This window comes from Limosilactobacillus walteri, assembly GCF_014830205.1.
GTDB classification, from domain to species: domain Bacteria; phylum Bacillota; class Bacilli; order Lactobacillales; family Lactobacillaceae; genus Limosilactobacillus; species Limosilactobacillus walteri.
This window is the reverse complement of the sequence record NZ_QORN01000017.1, coordinates 49021-66863: the sequence shown is the minus strand read 5'-3', so window position 1 is coordinate 66863 and position 17843 is coordinate 49021. Positions and strand designations below refer to the sequence as shown.

General features: G+C 38.4%; 14 protein-coding genes and 1 other annotated feature (1 of these 15 running past the window's edge). All 14 genes read right to left on the bottom strand.

Annotation, left to right across the window (positions count from 1 at the left end; all coding sequences use genetic code 11):
- Positions 1-5 precede the first annotated feature (5 nt).
- The 14 genes from ruvB to DTK66_RS04625 all read right to left on the bottom strand — a co-directional run bounded on the left by ruvB (position 6) and on the right by DTK66_RS04625 (position 17546).
- Positions 6-1022 (bottom strand): Holliday junction branch migration DNA helicase RuvB, encoded by a 1017-nt coding sequence (gene ruvB, locus DTK66_RS04690; RefSeq protein ID WP_191667926.1) that lies wholly within the window; start codon positions 1020-1022, stop codon positions 6-8.
- A gap of 14 nt (positions 1023-1036) precedes the next feature.
- Positions 1037-1627, bottom strand: coding sequence for a Holliday junction branch migration protein RuvA (gene ruvA / locus DTK66_RS04685; protein ID WP_191667925.1), 591 nt, complete (start codon positions 1625-1627; stop codon positions 1037-1039).
- Between the two features lie 17 nt (positions 1628-1644).
- A complete protein-coding gene (gene mutL, locus DTK66_RS04680; protein ID WP_191667924.1) occupies positions 1645-3648 on the bottom strand; it encodes a DNA mismatch repair endonuclease MutL in 2004 nt (667 codons plus the stop codon).
- A 12-nt stretch (positions 3649-3660) separates the two neighbouring features.
- Positions 3661-6306 (bottom strand): DNA mismatch repair protein MutS, encoded by a 2646-nt coding sequence (gene mutS / locus DTK66_RS04675; RefSeq protein WP_191667923.1) that lies wholly within the window; start codon positions 6304-6306, stop codon positions 3661-3663.
- Between the two features lie 158 nt (positions 6307-6464).
- Positions 6465-8018: a ribonuclease Y gene (gene rny, locus DTK66_RS04670; protein ID WP_153930224.1), complete on the bottom strand. Its 1554-nt coding sequence runs from the start codon at positions 8016-8018 to the stop codon at positions 6465-6467.
- Positions 8019-8316: 298 nt separating this feature from the next.
- Complete coding sequence (gene recA / locus DTK66_RS04665; RefSeq protein ID WP_153930225.1) at positions 8317-9396, bottom strand: recombinase RecA; 1080 nt, start codon at positions 9394-9396, stop codon at positions 8317-8319.
- 90 nt (positions 9397-9486) lie between these two features.
- Positions 9487-10734: a competence/damage-inducible protein A gene (locus tag DTK66_RS04660; protein ID WP_153930226.1), complete on the bottom strand. Its 1248-nt coding sequence runs from the start codon at positions 10732-10734 to the stop codon at positions 9487-9489.
- A gap of 100 nt (positions 10735-10834) precedes the next feature.
- Positions 10835-11422, bottom strand: coding sequence for a CDP-diacylglycerol--glycerol-3-phosphate 3-phosphatidyltransferase (gene pgsA / locus DTK66_RS04655; RefSeq protein ID WP_153930227.1), 588 nt, complete (start codon positions 11420-11422; stop codon positions 10835-10837).
- Positions 11423-11449: 27 nt separating this feature from the next.
- Positions 11450-12469, bottom strand: a complete 1020-nt coding sequence (locus DTK66_RS04650; protein WP_153930228.1) for a helix-turn-helix domain-containing protein — start codon at positions 12467-12469, stop codon at positions 11450-11452.
- A gap of 107 nt (positions 12470-12576) precedes the next feature.
- Positions 12577-13875: an EF-P 5-aminopentanol modification-associated protein YfmH gene (gene yfmH / locus DTK66_RS04645; RefSeq protein WP_153930229.1), complete on the bottom strand. Its 1299-nt coding sequence runs from the start codon at positions 13873-13875 to the stop codon at positions 12577-12579.
- Between the two features lie 4 nt (positions 13876-13879).
- Positions 13880-15127 (bottom strand): EF-P 5-aminopentanol modification-associated protein YfmF, encoded by a 1248-nt coding sequence (gene yfmF, locus DTK66_RS04640; protein ID WP_191667922.1) that lies wholly within the window; start codon positions 15125-15127, stop codon positions 13880-13882.
- Positions 15128-15367: 240 nt separating this feature from the next.
- Positions 15368-16216, bottom strand: a complete 849-nt coding sequence (locus DTK66_RS04635) for an amino acid ABC transporter substrate-binding protein (protein WP_191667921.1) — start codon at positions 16214-16216, stop codon at positions 15368-15370.
- Positions 16217-16233: 17 nt separating this feature from the next.
- On the bottom strand, positions 16234-16884 hold the full coding sequence (locus tag DTK66_RS04630) for an amino acid ABC transporter ATP-binding protein (protein ID WP_153930231.1): 651 nt from the start codon (positions 16882-16884) through the stop codon (positions 16234-16236).
- A 14-nt stretch (positions 16885-16898) separates the two neighbouring features.
- Positions 16899-17546: an amino acid ABC transporter permease gene (locus tag DTK66_RS04625; protein ID WP_172971247.1), complete on the bottom strand. Its 648-nt coding sequence runs from the start codon at positions 17544-17546 to the stop codon at positions 16899-16901.
- A 68-nt stretch (positions 17547-17614) separates the two neighbouring features.
- Positions 17615-17843 (bottom strand) — a binding site (T-box leader) (it continues 117 nt past the right edge of the window).

Sequence of the window (17843 nt, the reverse complement as noted above, 5' to 3'; positions counted from 1 at the left end):
CCCTATTATTCTTTATCTGTTGGGTAAGCAATACCAAAATGAGTATAGGCAGCTGGTGTCACAAGCCGTCCGCGTGGTGTCCGACTGATAAAACCAATCTGGAGCAGGTATGGTTCATACATTTCCTCAATCGTATTTGTTTCTTCACCAATATTTGCAGCAATCGTTTTTAGCCCAACCGGGCCTCCATGATAGAAATTAATCATCGTTAGTAACATTTTACGATCAATTTCGTCTAACCCACGATCATCAACTTGGAGCAGTCTTAATGCCTGCTTAACAATTGCGGGATCAATACTTTGTTTCCCAGCTACCTGTGCAAAATCACGAACTCGTTTTAACAAGCGATTTGCAATCCGTGGCGTCCCTCGTGAACGCAACGATAATTCATGTGCGCCGTCATCTTGGATACTGGTGTGAAAAATTTTTGCTGAACGAAAAATGATATCTGTCAATTCGTCTTGAGTATAATAATTCATATGTTCAACAATCCCAAAACGGTCCCGCAACGGTGCAGACAGCATTCCCGCACGGGTTGTAGCACCAATTAGGGTAAAAGGAGGCAAGGGAAAATGAACCGGATGTGCGGTTGGTCCTTCACCAATAACAATATCAATATAGTAGTCTTCCATTGCTGAATAAAGCATTTCTTCCACTACTTTTGGCAACCGATGAATTTCATCAATAAACAAGACATCGCCTGGTTTTAGCTCATTGAGCAATGCAACAAGATCACCCGGCTTTTCAATGGCTGGTCCGCTAGTCGTCTTGATATTTACGCCCATTTCATTTGCGATTACCATTGCTAAAGTTGTTTTTCCTAATCCAGGAGGACCATAAAGCAAAACATGGTCAAGCGCTTCTTCCCGTGCCTGCGCCGCTTTAATGTAGACTTCCAGTTCATGTTTAATTTTTGGTTGACCAATATACTCACTTAAACGCTGCGGCCGAAGGGTTGTTTCAATTTCATTTTCTTCCCTGCCAGTTGAGTGGTCAGATAAAACGCCGTGATCATTTTCCACAACTATTACACCTCCTAGTTAAGTAAACGTAACGCTTGACGTAGGTATTCATCTGTTGCCATTCGTTCTTCTTTAATTAAACTTTTCTGTACCTTTTTAATATCGCGTTCCTTATAGCCTAGAGCAGTTAATGCATCTAAAGCATCCTTTAATTCAGCATTTATCGTTGGATCTTGCCTTGTCGTAAATAACGACCCGTTTGATTCTTTTGCTAATTTATCACGAAGGTCAAGGACGATTTGTGAAGCTGTCTTTTTACCGATCCCAGGAAATTTTGTTAAGTAGGAAATGTTGTTATTAGCAATTGCATCTACAAGTCCCTGGTGATCTGGATTAGCTAAAATTGCGAGAGCACTCTTAGGTCCAATTCCAGAAACATTAATAAGCTTCATAAATAATTGTTTCTCTTCTTGGTCGACAAAGCCAAATAACGAAATATCATCATCGCGAACTGCTTGATAAACGTATACCTTAACCTTTTCATCTGTATTTTCTTGATACCGGTAAGGATTAGCAACTAGTAATTTATATCCAATGCCATGCACATCAACAACAATATATTGGGGGGTAACAACTGTAATAGTTCCTGTAAAATATTCGTACAAATTCGTTCCTCCTTAAATTAAAATTCATGGTCATCAAAATCATCAGCATATGGCACATGAGAATCCTGAATTCGCTTAAACATTTTTTCAAGATCTTGATCGTTAAAATGTACAGTAACGGGACGTCCATGAGGACAATTAAATGGATTCTCGCATTGCGGCAATCTTTGCAATAACGCCTTTGCTTCCCGTTCATCTAAGTGATGGTTAGCCTTAATGGCCCTTTTACAACTCATCATAATTGCTGTTTTCAGCCGAAATTCTTGAACTGTCAATTTACCATTTTTGATTAACCAATCGATCATTTCTTTTGCCGTTTCTTCTTCTTGCCCCTCTTTAAACCAAGTTGGATGAGAACGAAGAATAAAACTATTTTGACCGAAAGATTCTAAATCAATGCCCACTGCTGTTAAAGTATCTAAATGCTGGGTGATTGTCAGCGCATCAACAGTCGAATAATTTAATACCAGTGGTACTAAAAAGTTCTGTTGGTCCGCGCTAACTTCGCCAATTTTTTGCCGATAATATTCATAATTTATCCGTTCTTGAGCTGCATGTTGATCGACAATATAAAGACCATCACCAGCTTGTGCGAGTAAAAATGTTCCCTGTAATTGTCCAATGTATTGCAGCTCTGGAAAACGTTTTTCTGCTTTATCAGATTTATCATGAACATCCAATTCTATATTTTGCGCCTTTTTTGTCCTGCTTGCCCTTGCTGGTGCCGATGAAAACAAAGGAATATTGTTTTCATTTTTATACCGCTCATCAAATCTTTGCATTAAGGGGGTATTTAAATCTGCAGCATTATGAATCACAACCGGTGCAATTAATTCACTATCATTAGCCTCAGCCTGCGCTGGGTTCTGAGCACCTAAAGAGGTAGCCGCGGTTGCTGCTTGCGCTTTTGCTGGCACAGTTGATTGTGGCTTGGCATGATAAGCTGGTGATGCTTCTTTTAAGCGCCGATCTAAATCAGCAACCTCATCTTCATTGGGGATGAATTGGTCAGCATCTACTTCAGGAATTAAGTTTTCAACTGAAATACGTTGGCGAATAGTCTGGGAAATCAGCTTTGTTAATTGTTGTTCCTTGCTTAGGCGAACTTCTCGCTTGGCAGGATGAACATTAACATCAACTAACACTGGATCTAAATCAATATTGATTACCGCAAGCGGATATCGGCCAACCATCAACTTTGATTCATAGCCTTGAATAATTGCCTTTGTCAGTTCAAAGTTCCGAATGTATCGATGGTTAATAGTTATTGTAATGTACTGTCGTGATGCGCGAGTTAATTCAGGCAATGATATATATCCGCTGATCTTAAAATCATCATCTTCACCCTGGATTGCTAACATCTTTCGGCCTGCTTTTACCCCATAGATTGCAGCAACCACCTGTTGAAGGTTATCATTTCCAGCTGAACGAAATAACTCGCGGCCATTGTGCGTAAAACTAAATGCTACTGCTGGATTAGCAAGCGCAAGACGGTTAATAATATCTGTTATCCGTGCTAATTCAGTTTGTGGTGACTTAAGATATTTTAAGCGTGCCGGAGTATTAAAAAACAGGTCCGTTACTTTAATATCGGTTCCTTGACGTGCAGGAGCTGGTTTCGTTACTAGCTCCTTGCCACCACGAATATGAATCATTGTCCCTTCAGATTGTCCAGCCTGTGCGGTTGTTAATATCACGTCTGCCACCGAGGCAATACTTGGTAATGCCTCGCCACGAAAGCCCATTGTCTGAACCTTAAATAGGTCATGTTGCGAGCTGATCTTACTAGTTGCATGGCGATGGAAGGCAATTGCAACATCTTCTTTAGCAATCCCGTCTCCATCATCAATCACGCGGACACTATCTAAACCAGAGTTTTCAACAATAATATCGATTCGGTGACTATGGGCATCAAGTGAATTTTCAACTAACTCTTTAATAATCGAAGCAGGACGTTCAATCACTTCACCAGCTGCGATTTGGTTAGCTAGGACATTATCCAGTTCATGAATTTTTCCCATCTATTCTCACCCCTATTTCAATTTTTGCTGCCACTTATATATCTGATTCATCACATCCATCGGTGTCATTCCCATTAAATTAAGTTCTTTTAGCTGATGAATAATCCGTTGATCAACACTTGATTCTTTTTTAACAGTTGGTGTTTCAAATAATTCAAGCTGGCCATTTTGCTCAACAACTGGGGCGGTTACTTTATCGTCCTTTACCGGTTCACTAACCTTTGCCGAAATTGGTTCCGCACGATAATTACTTGACTTCTGATCAGCTAATGATGGTAATTTTACATCTTTTTGCTCTAATTTTTGCAGAATTGCATCCGCCCGTTTTAGTAATGATGTTGGCATACCAGCCAATTTTGCAACATGAATCCCATATGACTTATCAGCTGGACCTGTGCTTACTTTGTGTAAAAATACTAACTCACCATTTTTTTCAGTCGCACCAACATGAACATTTTTTAAATGGTCGAGACTATTTTCCAATGCCGTTAACTCATGATAGTGCGTAGAGAATAGTGTCTTTGCCCGAACGTGACTATGAACATATTCAATAATCGCTTGAGCCAGGGCCATTCCATCATAGGTCGCTGTACCTCTACCAATCTCATCAAATAAGATTAGGCTACGATCAGTCGCATGCATCAATGCATTATTAGCCTCCATCATTTCAACCATAAATGTACTTTCACCAGAAATTAAATCATCTGCAGCCCCGATTCTAGTAAACACCTGATCAAATATCGGTAATTCAGCAGATTTTGCGGGGACAAAGCAGCCAATTTGAGCCATTACTGCAATTAATGCTAGTTGGCGCATGTAAGTACTCTTACCAGACATATTTGGTCCAGTAATAAGAAGAATATCAGTTTTATCATCCATCATAACATCATTAGGAACGTACTCTTGGTGTCCCATAAATTTCTCAACAACCGGGTGGCGACCATCCTTAATCTTTAATAGATGACCAGTATTCATTTGTGGACGAACAAAGTGATAGTCTTCACTGACAACTGCAAAACTTTGTAATACATCTAATTCAGCTAGTTGCTGAGCAAGCTTCTGTAATCGTTTAATCTGTGCCTTTACTTGCTCGCGAATTTTGACAAAGAGGTCATACTCTAAAGCGGTTGATTTTTCTTGCGCTCCCATTATCAATGCTTCTTTTTCCTTTAATTCAGGTGTAGAGAATCGTTCAGCATTAACTAATGTTTGCTTACGTTCATATCGATCCTGTGGTAACTTGTCAAGATTTACTTTTGTTACTTCAATATAGTAACCGAAGACATGGTTATAGCCAATTTTAAGATTATTAATACCAGTTAATTTTCGCTCGCGTTCTTGAAGATCGGCAATCCACTGTTTTCCGTTATTCATTGCATCACGATACTGGTCAAGCTGGTCACTATACCCATCTTTAATTACGCCACCATCAGTAATTGCAATCGGCGGTTCCTCAACGATTGCTTGATCTATTAGTTCAGCAACGTCGCTCAAGGGATCAAGCTGTCCTTGTAACTCTTCAAAGACTGGTGAATCAAGAGTTTCTAAAACATATTTAATCTTGGGAACTTGCTGCAAGGATGTTTTTAATTGAATCAAATCGCGTCCATTAACGCTGCCGTAAGCAACCCGACCTGCTAGACGTTCGAGATCATAAACCTTAATCAATTCTTGCTGTAAATTACTACGTTCAAAATAGTGATCTAATAATTCTTGAACTTTATCTTGACGCTCATTAATTGCTGCCGGGTTAATTAATGGTCGATCAATCCAGCGTTTTAATAGCCGGCTTCCCATTGCTGTCTTGGTTTCATCTAAGAGCCATGCTAATGTACCTTGCCGCTTACCACTCCGCATGTTTGTCATCAATTCAAGATTGGTCTTCGAATAGTGGTCAATTTTCATAAAAGAGCTTGGCTGATATGAAATAGCTTTTTGCATATGTGCCAGCGATCGCTTTTGCGTTGTTAATAGGTATGATACTAATAACGCAACAACATGTTTTTGTGCTGTTACATCAAGATCCTGGGTAAGATAACTTATTTCCGCATTTTTTAAAATCGTTGGCTGATGTGATTGAAGAATATTTCGTTGATTAAATTGCGTCGTTATCTCTGATGGTAAATCATCATCAACTACTATTTCCTTACTCTGCAAATTTACTAATTCATTAATTAGATCGTCAGTATTTGAGAGCGTCGTGGTCTTTAATTCTCCCGTTGAAAGGTCAGTATAAGCCAGACTGAAATTTTCTTCTTGACGGCTTACCGCTGCTAAATAATTATTATCGCGTGCTTGGTCACCATTAAGATCCATCTGTGTCCCAGGAGTTATCAGTCTCGTAACTGCTCTTTTAACCATTCCCTTTGCCTTTTTAGGATCTTCCATTTGCTCACAAATTGCTACCTTATATCCTTTATCAATTAAGATATCAATATAGTTATTAACAGCACGATGGGGAACTCCACACATTGGGATCGGATTTTTAGCACTATGATTTCTAGTAGTTAATGTCAGTTCTAATAATTGGGCCCCTTTAACTGCATCATCATTAAATAGCTCATAAAAATCACCAAGACGGTAAAATAAAAAAGCATCTGGATATTGATCCTTTACTTTTTGATATTGTTCCATCATTGGTGTTGTTTTTTTTGCCACTAATTTTCACCCCGTTAATAATTTTGATTTATTCGTTCTAAAATTTGCACAAATTAATTATATTTTCTGCTTTAACTTCACGCAAGTTCTTGTTTTTAAAAGAATAAAGAGACTGTAGGACGTACCCAGCCTCTTTATAGGAACTAAAAAAATTCAGCTTATTTAGCATAATCAACTGCTCGAACTTCCCGTATAACGGTAACTTTAATATGACCTGGATATTCTAACTGCTTTTCAATTTTGCGCTTAATATCATGTGACAAAGTTGTTGCTTGCAAATCAGAAATCTTCTTTGGCTTTACAATCACACGAAGTTCTCGACCAGCTTGAATTGCGTAACTATGGTCGACACCATCATAACTGTTTGCTATGCTTTCTAGTTTCTTCAAACGTTGGATGTACTGCTCTAATGATTCACTCCGCGCACCAGGTCGTGCACCAGAAATAGCATCTGCAGCTTGAACTAGAACAGCAATGACAGAAGTAGCTGGAACATCCCCGTGATGAGAAGCAATCGTGTTAATGACTACTTTATTTTCCTTATACTTCCGTGTTAATTCAACACCAAGCTCAACGTGCGAACCATCCACTTCATGATCAATCGCTTTACCGATATCATGCAACAATCCTGCTCGTTTTGCCAATGTAACATCTTCCCCAAGTTCAGCAGCCATAATTCCTGCTAACTTAGCAACTTCAATTGAGTGATCCAAAACATTTTGACCATAACTTGTCCGATATTTCATCCGACCAACAGTCTTAATAAGATCTGGGTGCATTGAATGAATACCCAAGTCAAATAACGCTTGTTCACCAGTTTCGCGTAATTGAGTATCCATTTGTTTGCGAGCCTTATCAACTGCCTCTTCAATTCGAGCAGGATGAATACGACCATCTTGAATCAACTTTTCAAGAGCAATCTTTGCAATTTCTCGTCGAACTGGATCAAAACCACTCAATACTACTGCTTCTGGTGTATCATCAATAATCAAATCAATCCCGGTTAATGTCTCTAAAGTCCTAATATTTCGACCTTCTCGACCAATAATCCGCCCCTTCATATCATCATTAGGAAGGTTTACAACTGAAACTGTTGTCTCTGAAACAACATCAGCTGCACTTCGCTGAATTGCCTCAACAATCAGTTTCTTAGCATTGCGTTCTGCTGTAAGTTCAGCTTCTTGTTCACTGTCGCGAATCATCACTGCCCGTTCAGTCTTTAATTGTTCTTTTACTTCAGATAATAGTAACTGTTTAGCGTCCTCTTGTGACATCTGAGCAACTTTTTCAACTTCTTGTTTTCGTTGATTAATTAACGCTTTCGCTTGTTCTTTTGATTGTTGTAGCTGCTCTTTTTCTTGATCTAATTTTCGTTCACGAACCCCAACCGCATTTTCACGTTTTTCAAGTGCGCTATCCTTATGATCTAAAGAAGTTTCACGTTGTAATAAGCGATCTTCTTGTCGTTGAACCTCATTTCGCCGTTGCTTTAATTCGTCTTCAACCCGTTCCCGGTATTGATGACTTTCTTCTTTTGCTTCGAGGATAGCTTCTTTTTTCGCCGTTGCTGCATCTTGTTTTGCTTTAGAAATAATACCTTTAGCATCATTATGTGCCTCTGCAACTTGCTTTTCATATGAAACCTTACGAATTACATAGCCTACAATAATTCCGACAACCATAGCAAGCGCGGCGAATATTAATAAGTTCATTATTTCACCTCCGCTTCAACTATTTTGTTGTTGGTATGAGTAAATTAATTTTACCGTGTCATGCAAAAAACATCACACAAGTTAAATTTTAAGCTTGCCACACTATGGTGTCAACTATTGAATTTACCAATTCAAAATAATGCTAATCCAAGGACACAAATAAGGTCCACTATTACCAAAATACAGTATTTCGGTATATAAATGGGTCCAACCATTCGGAAAATACCGAACACTTGGACCCGATTTATTTTGATAGCTTTAAGAAGCTACCCATTTCCTCTTGCATGCTGAAAGATAATTATTTTTTGCTTGCCTCTTCAATTGTTTCCTGCTTGCTTTCACCAGCTTCTTTACTTTCTTTATTAGCTGTTTTTTCATTTGCATTTAATGGTTCCATTCCGTTAGCAACCCGAACCTTATCCATCAATTCGTTCATACTATCAGGATGTTCTTGAAGCCATTTCTTTGCATTTTCACGTCCTTGGCCAATCCGTTCGCTGCCATATGAGTACCAAGCCCCACTCTTATCAACCAGTTCGTTTTCAACGGCCATATCTAATAATTCGCCAGTCTTTGAAATTCCTTCACCATACATAATGTCAACTTCACAACGTTTGAATGGTGGAGCAACCTTGTTTTTTACAATTTTTACCTTAGCCTTATTTCCAACCACATCCGTACCATTTTTAATCTGTTCAGCACGGCGGATTTCCATCCGAATCGTGGAGTAAAATTTAAGAGCACGTCCACCTGTAGTAGTTTCAGGATTACCAAACATTACCCCTACTTTTTCACGAATTTGGTTAATAAAAATAGCAATTGTCTTAGTTTTATTAATCTCACCAGATAATTTACGAAGAGCTTGGGACATCAAACGGGCTTGCAATCCAACATGAGCATCACCCATATCGCCATCAATTTCTGCACGAGGAACTAATGCCGCAACTGAATCAACAATTACCAGATCAACAGCTCCGCTAGAAATCAAAGCATCAGCAATCTCTAGTCCTTCCTCACCACTATCAGGTTGTGAAAGAAGCAAGTCATCAATGTTAACTCCTAATGCTTCTGCATACTGTGGGTCTAAGGCATTTTCAGCATCAATATAAGCAGCTGTTCCTCCCTGACGTTGCACCTCGGCAACAGCATGCAAGGCAACTGTTGTCTTACCAGAACTTTCAGGACCATAAATTTCTACAATTCGTCCACGCGGGTATCCACCAATGCCAAGGGCCTTGTCGATTGCTAAGGAGCCACTAGAGATAGAAGCAATCTTCATATCCGTAGCATCACCCATTCGCATAATAGAACCTTTTCCAAAGTTCTTTTCGATCTTTCTGATTGCAACGTCTAATGCTGCTTTTCGTTGGTCAGCCAAATCAAATTCCTCCTTTTTTACGGAATATCCGATAACTAATAATAACAGTTTTAACAAAAAAAACAAGAAAAAACTGAACAAAAGTTCGTTTTAAATTTTTAATTCATGATAAATCATCTGTAAACCATATTGAACGCTTAATATCCGAATTGCCTGCCGACCGATATATGGTGCAAGATGAAGTTGGCGGGTGATAGTTGGACGCCCTTTAATCGCTAAACCAATCCAAACCGTCCCTGCAGGTTGTCCTTCTAAGGAATCAGGACCTGCCACTCCTGTAAAGCCGATGCCAATATCAGCATTAAGTTTTTTCCGACACCCTTCACTCATGGCAGCTGCCGTTTCTGAACTTACCACCCCATATTGATTTATCAGTGTAGCAGGAATATCTAAAAGATTTTCTTTAACACTTGCTGCATATGTAACAAAACCACCATTAAAAACATTCGAAGCTCCCGGAACCGAACAGATTGTACTTTGGAACATTCCCCCCGTCAGACTCTCTGCTGCCGTCAATTTTAATTGTCGTTCCCGTAACAACTCAACAACTACTTTTGCGAGTGAAAGATCATCCCCAAGACCGAAAAAGTACGGTTCTTCAACTTGTAGAATTGCTGCCTGAGCTTGGTCAATTCTCTGTTGTGCTACTTCAGCTGGAAGGTCATGAACAGTCAGGCGAACCTGAATGGCAGTCGGTTGGACATATGATGTGATCACAACTGATTTAACATTTGCAGTCGCTGCTTCAATCTCATCCATTAATTGTGATTCTGGACGCCCTAAAAAGTTTAATGTTCTGCTAACTATTTGTTTTCCAGTTTGATAATGACTTTGAAGCTTTGGTAGTAAACTCTTATCGACCATCGCCTTAAATTCTGCTGGCGGCCCTGGTAAAACGGCGATTACTTTACCATTTGTTTCATACCAACATCCTAATGCTAGACCGACGGGATTTGCTAATGGTTCACCTCCTGCAAGGTATTGTGCTTGGCGAATATTTTCAGGTTCCATGGCAATTTGGCGTTGTTTAAACTTTTCCTGAATCCATCTCCAGTGTTGCTGGTCTGTCTGAAGGCCGGTTCCCATTGTTCTTGCGACAGTAGGCATTGTAATATCATCAGTAGTCGGACCTAATCCACCACAGATAAATACTAGCTGTGACCTGGTCAAGGCATGATTAATTACCCGCTCTAACCGGCTACAATCATCATCAACTGTTGTTTGATACGTGGCCGTAAGATCTAACTGAGTAAGCTTATCGGCTAAATAAGCAGCATTAGTATTAGTAATTTGCCCTAAAACCAGCTCGTTTCCGACTGAAATGATTTCTGCATCCATCAAATTTCACCCCTATTAATATATATACGTAAATTATAACGATTTTCACTAAAATAAAAAAACTTGTAGTCAAATTCTAATTAAACTACAAGTTCTTAAATTATTTAAATCCGTCAGAAAAAACACTACGGCCCTGAATAAAGTAATCCACACCAGAGTAAATTGTAAAGAATAGGCAAATATACAACATAATTTGTCCAAACGGAATATTCCACATTGCGAAAATAACATTGTTTAATAGCAAGAAAATAATCGCAATAAATTGAGTGGTTGTTTTTATCTTACCAGGCATTTTAGCAGCAAGAACAACACCATTTTGTTCAACCAGCAAAAGGCGGAGTCCAGTAACCGATAGTTCACGCCAAATAATAATCGCTGTCACCCATGATGGCACAACACCATTACCAGTTAAGACAATAAAAGCCGTCATTACTAATAGCTTATCTGCTAACGGGTCGGTAAATTTGCCGAAATTAGTTACCAAATGGTCGCGTCGTGCAATTCGGCCATCAAGGTTATCAGTAATTGTAGCTGCGATGAACAGAATGGCTGCAATCAATTGCGCAACCGGGATTGTCGCACCCAAAAAGCTTACGGCTCCCCATCCCTGCAACGGCAATACCATCAATAATAAGAAGAAAGGGATAATAATCAAACGAACAACAGTTAATTTATTAGGTAAATTCAAAATCTACAACTCCTTTAACAATGCAAGTTAACGAGCCGGTTGGCTGTTTGGACGGCTAGTATTATTAGCATTTGAGGGCCGCGTAGCATTGTTTGATTGATTAACTTGTGATGAGGATTGGTTATTAGGCGCACTTGAAGATTGACTTGAGGCACTGCTACTCGATTGGTTTTTACCAAAGTTAATTGTTACATTTCGTGTGTTTTGGTAACGTCCATTATCAGTAAAGTCAATGTCTTGATTACCAATCTTCATTTTGGTTGCTCGTGCATTACCAACTGTAATCACTAATGATGTTGTATCACGACCAATCTTTAAATCAGTCTTTTCATTGTTATTAAGCGTTCTGTTCAACAAGGTGTTATTGTTTGCCCGTACCTGCATCCATGAGCGGTCACTGGTCTCAATATGTAAACTTGTATCTGCATTCAATTGGTCTGCAGTATAGGTAACATTAGTATCGTTACGATTTGGTGCTTGTTGAAGCTTGATAGCCTTAGACTTGCTTTGCTTAGTACTTGCCTTTTTTGAAGATGTCGAAACTTTTTTACGACTTTCCCCAGAAACAGAAACCGAGCTATTATCAATTCGCGTAGAAGAATCACGATGGTTACGGGCGATTGCTGTAAGCCAAATAGCCGCTAAAACTAGCACAATTACACACGCGATAATAATTGTTGGCATATAGTTGCGAACTTTATCAACACTACCGCTAACTGTTTTTCGTTGGCTTGCACGTGTTTCCACTGCCTGTGCTAAGTGATCAGAATATTCTTCAGTCTTAGTTTGTGGTAATTGATCATCATATTTTTGCAATAATTCATTACCATCTAAGCCAACCATATTAGCATATTGTTTAATAAATGCACGGACATAAAAGTCCCCTGGTAATTCATCAAAATTTTCATCTTCAATGGCAATCAAATATCGTTTTTGAATTTTTGTTACCTGTTGAAGGTCATCAAGGGTATATCCTTTTTCTTCACGTGCTTTTCGCAAAATTTTACCAATTTCAATTTTTTTTTGATCGTTCTCGTTCTCGCTCATTGTTCTATCTCCATTTTTATTCTTCTTTTCCTTACTCTTGGATATTATATCATGCTCGCTTCTATAAATTAGCTAATAAATTTATAATCTTATCAGAAAAGTTAAGTTTACTGATGTTGTGGGACTACTTGATATACTGAGATGCCTTGAGGAGTAATAAATTCCTGAGCAACTTGATAGAGGTCTTCGATAGTAACCGTCTCAAGCATCTGGATTTCATCCATTAAATTAGCACCAGCAAAAAGGTCTCCGGCATATCGATTTGCAATGGATTCTGGTGAATCTAATAACCCTATTAACCGTCCTAATTCAGCATTTTTTATTCCTTCAAACCTAGTCCGTGCTGCCTCAATTTGTTGATCAGCGCTTTCTAAAATCTCAATCACTTCATCGGCAAAACGTTCCATTTGATTAGTATCAGAACTAAAGTACGCAAAGTGAAATCCACGTTGCATTTCAAAGTTGTAGCTAAAAGTATCATCGAGCGTTTCGTTATTATATAAACGAAGGTAATTATCTGAGGTATCGTCAAATAATACATCTAATAATAAATCAACTGCTAACTTGTAATGCAAACGTTCTTTACCATCACTGAACTGCTTTGTTCCTCGTAATCCCACCATTACTTTAGGACGAACAATATCCATCGTCAGCGACCTAAAAGGAATTACATCATGGGCAGTTGGGTCATTTAGCTTAAACAACCGTTGTGGCTTCTCAGCAGGCGCAAAAACTTTTTGTTGCTGATTTTGTTTTATCCACATCATCGTTTCATCTGGGTCTAACCGACCAACCAAAAACAAATTCATATTCGCAGGCTGGTAAAAGGTCTTATAAGTATCCATTAAAATCTCAGGAGTAATATGACTAATTGATTCAACAGTACCTGCAATATCAATCCGCATTGGATCTTTTGGATATAAATTCCCCAAAATTCCTAAATATAACCGCCAGCTTGGATCATCCTCATACATTTGAATTTCTTGTCCAATAATTCCTTGCTCCTTTTTCACAGTTTTCGCTGTAAAATACGGATCTTGAACAAAATCTAGCAATACATCTAAATTTTCGCGAAGGTTACTTGTTGTAGAAAACAAGTAACTCGTCTGGGTAAAACTGGTAAAAGCGTTAGAATCTGCCCCGAGTTTTCCGAAAAGATCAAAGGCATCATGATCTTCCTTTTCAAACATTTTATGCTCCAGAAAATGGGCTACCCCATCAGGAACTGTAATTGCATCTTTTTGTTGGTAGGGAATAAAGTGATTATCAATCGACCCAAAGTCAGCCGTCATAATTGCATATGTCTTATGATAGCCTTCCATCGGTAATAATTGAACCTTTAAACCGTTTGCCAATTTCTCACGATAAATGGACTGGTTAAATTTTTGATAAACTTGTTTATCCATGTAATTATTTCTCACCACTTAATAAATAAACTGCTTGAAGTTTCATTAGCTTCGCAACACGAGATACATCTGCAGAAGTAACTTTTCTTATTTCTGCGATAAAATCATTATTTGATTCATTAACTAATTTTGCTACTAATTGTTGCTCTAACACATTGCTTGCTAAATCATGCCCAGCACGATATTGGTTAATCAAACTATCCTGAACTTCTTTTAAGGTTTCTGTTGAGAAATTCCCTTGTTGAATTTCTATTAATTGTTGCTGAATCAGTTCTTGTACTTTTTCTTGATCGCTAGCTTGGACACCAGTTTGAACGCTTACAACGCCATTGAATGGTAACATGCGACTAGCTGCATAGTAAGCTAAGCTAGCTTTTTCTCGAACATTGGTAAATAACTTTGAGTAAGGTGTTCCTCCAAAAAGGCCATTAAATACTAAAGCCGCATAATAATCTTGGTCATGGTAATAGATTGGTAATGAATATGCCAAATTTAGTTTAGCTTGACTAACTTGTTGGTACTCCGTCTTTCGCTGAACTTGGTCATAGGCTAACTGATGATACAATGGGGAGTCACTGTTGACTAATCGATCCTTAAATGGCAACTGCGCAAAAACATCTTGTACTAATTGAAGGTCGATATCACCTAACACAAAAATATCTACTTTATCTTGACTAATCATTGATTGATATGTCGATACAAGACTTTTAGCTGTTAAACTATCAAGATCATTAATCTGTCCAAAACTCGGTACCTGCATCACTGAATCATCGCGGTAGTATAAGCTCATCAAACGCTGATTAGCTAAGAACTGCTTATCATCGTACAATGACTTAATCGCACTTTTTAAGTTATTAGACTGAATTCGAAAAGTAGGACCGTCAAATTCACCATCATCAATCAATGGATGAAACAGTATCTCGTTTATTAATTCGCTTATCTTTTTAAATAAATCTTCGCTAACAAAGCGATTGTTAACGAAACTTGCACGTAATCGCACCGTATGCATTTTTCCTAGACGATTAACGTATAAGTTAACATATGCCCCATACAAGGAAGCTAACTGACGCGCTAGGGCTGTCTGGGTTGGATAGCGATGCGTACTAGTCTCTAATAGGTTTGCCAATAAATTTCGTGCGGTAGCATTTGTTGGTGTTTGCGGAGTCGCAAAATCTATTAAGACGTGATTCATCTTAAATTGTTTTGTGGGTATCATGTGCAAATCCACGCCACGGGCAAGATTAAAATCCACGTTCTCTTTCTCCCTTCAATATAAAGTGCAGCAAGTGTTTATTTATGAACTGCACCCCATTTTCGTTCGCATTATCATACTGAATAATGATACGTTAAATATGAACAAATTACAAACCGATTACGAAAATTCGTTATATTTTTGTCAATTAATTTAGTAAGTAATGCTATTTCATTTTGTTTAAAAGATAATAGCGACCAAGCATTGACTGTAACAATACACTAGGCCGCTAAATATTTACTAATTGTTATCTGGTCCGAGATAATTACTGTCTTGACCGAACCACTTTTCATTAAGCTTTCGTAATTCACCATTTTTTTGAAGATTGCCAAGCCCATTATTAATCTTTCTTTTCAGGGTCTTATCGCCTTTCCTCATCCCTACCGCAAAGTGTTCTACTGGTAATTCTTTACTAATGTAGGTTCGATAGGAATTACTATTTGGCTGGTGCTTAATGTAGTAGTTCGCATACACTTCATCCATAAGTATTCCTTGGATACGGTTAGCATTTAAATCAATAAATGCATTAGGAAAGGTGTCATATAAGACTGGAGTATGATTCTTTATCTTATCTTTTAAAAGTTTGGGCTTCTCATCTAATACTGTTACCCCTGTTGAACCATTTTGGACCCCTAATACCTTTCCTTTCATATCATTTAAATTCCTTATGTCGCTTTTCTTCTTTGTTACAAGAATTTGTCGATTCTCTAAATAGTAACGACTAAAAGCAACCTTTTTTGCACGACTTGGATTAACAGAATAACCATTCCATAACAAGTCAATTGTTCCATTCTTTAACTCTGTTTCTTTCATCGACCAATCAATCGGTTGAAAATCAACTTTTATTCCATACTGCTTAAAAACAGCCCGTGCGAGATCAACATCATAACCTACTAACTTCCCATTTTTTTGACGAAACCCCATGGGAACAAAGCTATCATCTAGTCCTACAATTACACGTTTTCGTTTTTCAATCCTATTCCAAGTATCCTGGGTGTCCGCGCGCTCGGTAACACTTTCACAGCCACTAAGCAGAATTGCGGGAACCAGTAATAGAAGAAGCAGCCAAATTGCTTTTATTTTTTTCATTTCTGCTTCCTCCCTTACTATTCACCTTGCCGTTGGTCTATTGGCTGAACCTTTAAGATATCATCAGCAATATCTTGAGCAAAGTCTAAATCGTGAGTAACAATTAATTGGGTCATTCCATCTTTTTTTAACCCTAAAATAATATTTGCGACATCTTTTCGTAAATTAGGGTCTAATGCTGACGTTGGTTCATCGTAGCAAAGAATTTTAGGTTTCATTGCTAATGCACGGGCAATCGCAACCCGTTGCTTTTGACCCCCAGAGAGTTGATATGGATACAAGTTTCCCTTAGTATTTAATCCTAATTCTTCAAGTAATTTTTGTGCTTCTGCAATTGCCTCTTGCTTATCTTTCTTTAATACCATGATCGGTGCCAGAGTAATATTTTCCATTACTGAAAGATTAGGAAAAAGTTTATAGTCTTGAAATACTACCCCGATTACACGGTCAGCTGCATCAGTTCCTTGCGGGTCAAATTGACGCCCATCAATGAAGAATTCGCCACTATCAGGCGTCTCCAATCCTGTTATACAACGAAGAAGGGTCGTTTTACCAGCACCGGAAGGCCCAACAATGCAAAGTATTTCACCATCTTTAACTGTTAAATTAACACCATCCAAAATTTGCCGGTTACCAAAACTCTTTTTTAAATTTCGAACTTCTAACATTTGTCATTCCTCCCTTACTTAAAGTATGCGTAACATTTCTCAACTTGCCGCAAGATCAAGGTGCAAATCCCAACTAAGATAAGATAAATCAAACCAACAAGCATTAACGGAACCAAGGTGACGTCTCGTGAAGTTGCAACATTTCCAGCCCGTAGTAAGTCGCCAAGACCAATAACATATACCAACGATGAATCCTTTACTAAGTTAATAACTTCATTTCCGATCGATGGAATAACGATTTTAATTACTTGCGGAATAATTATTTTACGAAGTGTTTGCCAGTAACTTAACCGTAAGACACGAGCTGCTTCAAATTGTCCTTGATCCACTGATTGAAAACCACCACGAAATATTTCAGCAAAGTAGGCAGCATAATTAAGAATGAATGCAACAAGAGCCGCATCATAACGTTCAAATACGATGCCGATGATTGGTAAACCGTAAAAAACAAAAATTAACTGTAAAAGTAGCGGGGTTCCACGCATTAACCAAACATAAATTTCTAAAATCCACTTAAGCGGCTTAATTTTAGAAGTTAATCCTAAGCTAACTAAAATCCCTAGTGGAAGTGAGCCAACAAGTGTCCAGAAGAAAATTTGAAGAGTAAGCAGCGCTCCTTGAAATAATGAAGGTAAAATTTCACTTATGTATTGCATTGACATTTATCATTGCCTCCTTAAATAATTGCTTTGTTAAATAACAGTTAAAAAAATCCTCTAGGAATTAATTCCTAGAGGACGAATAAGTCGTGGTTCCACCTCACGTTTACAAACATCTCACAATGTCTGCCTCATCAAGTCTACTTAAAAGTTTGAAATCAAAAACGCCCTCGAGCCAAATGGCTACGAGGGCGTTTCCGCGGTTCCACCTCATAATGCTACCTTCTCACGAAAAATAGCCTTAGTGAGTTCATTAAATAAACTCCGTGCTGTAACGGGCTTCCCCGAGTCTTCCTACTG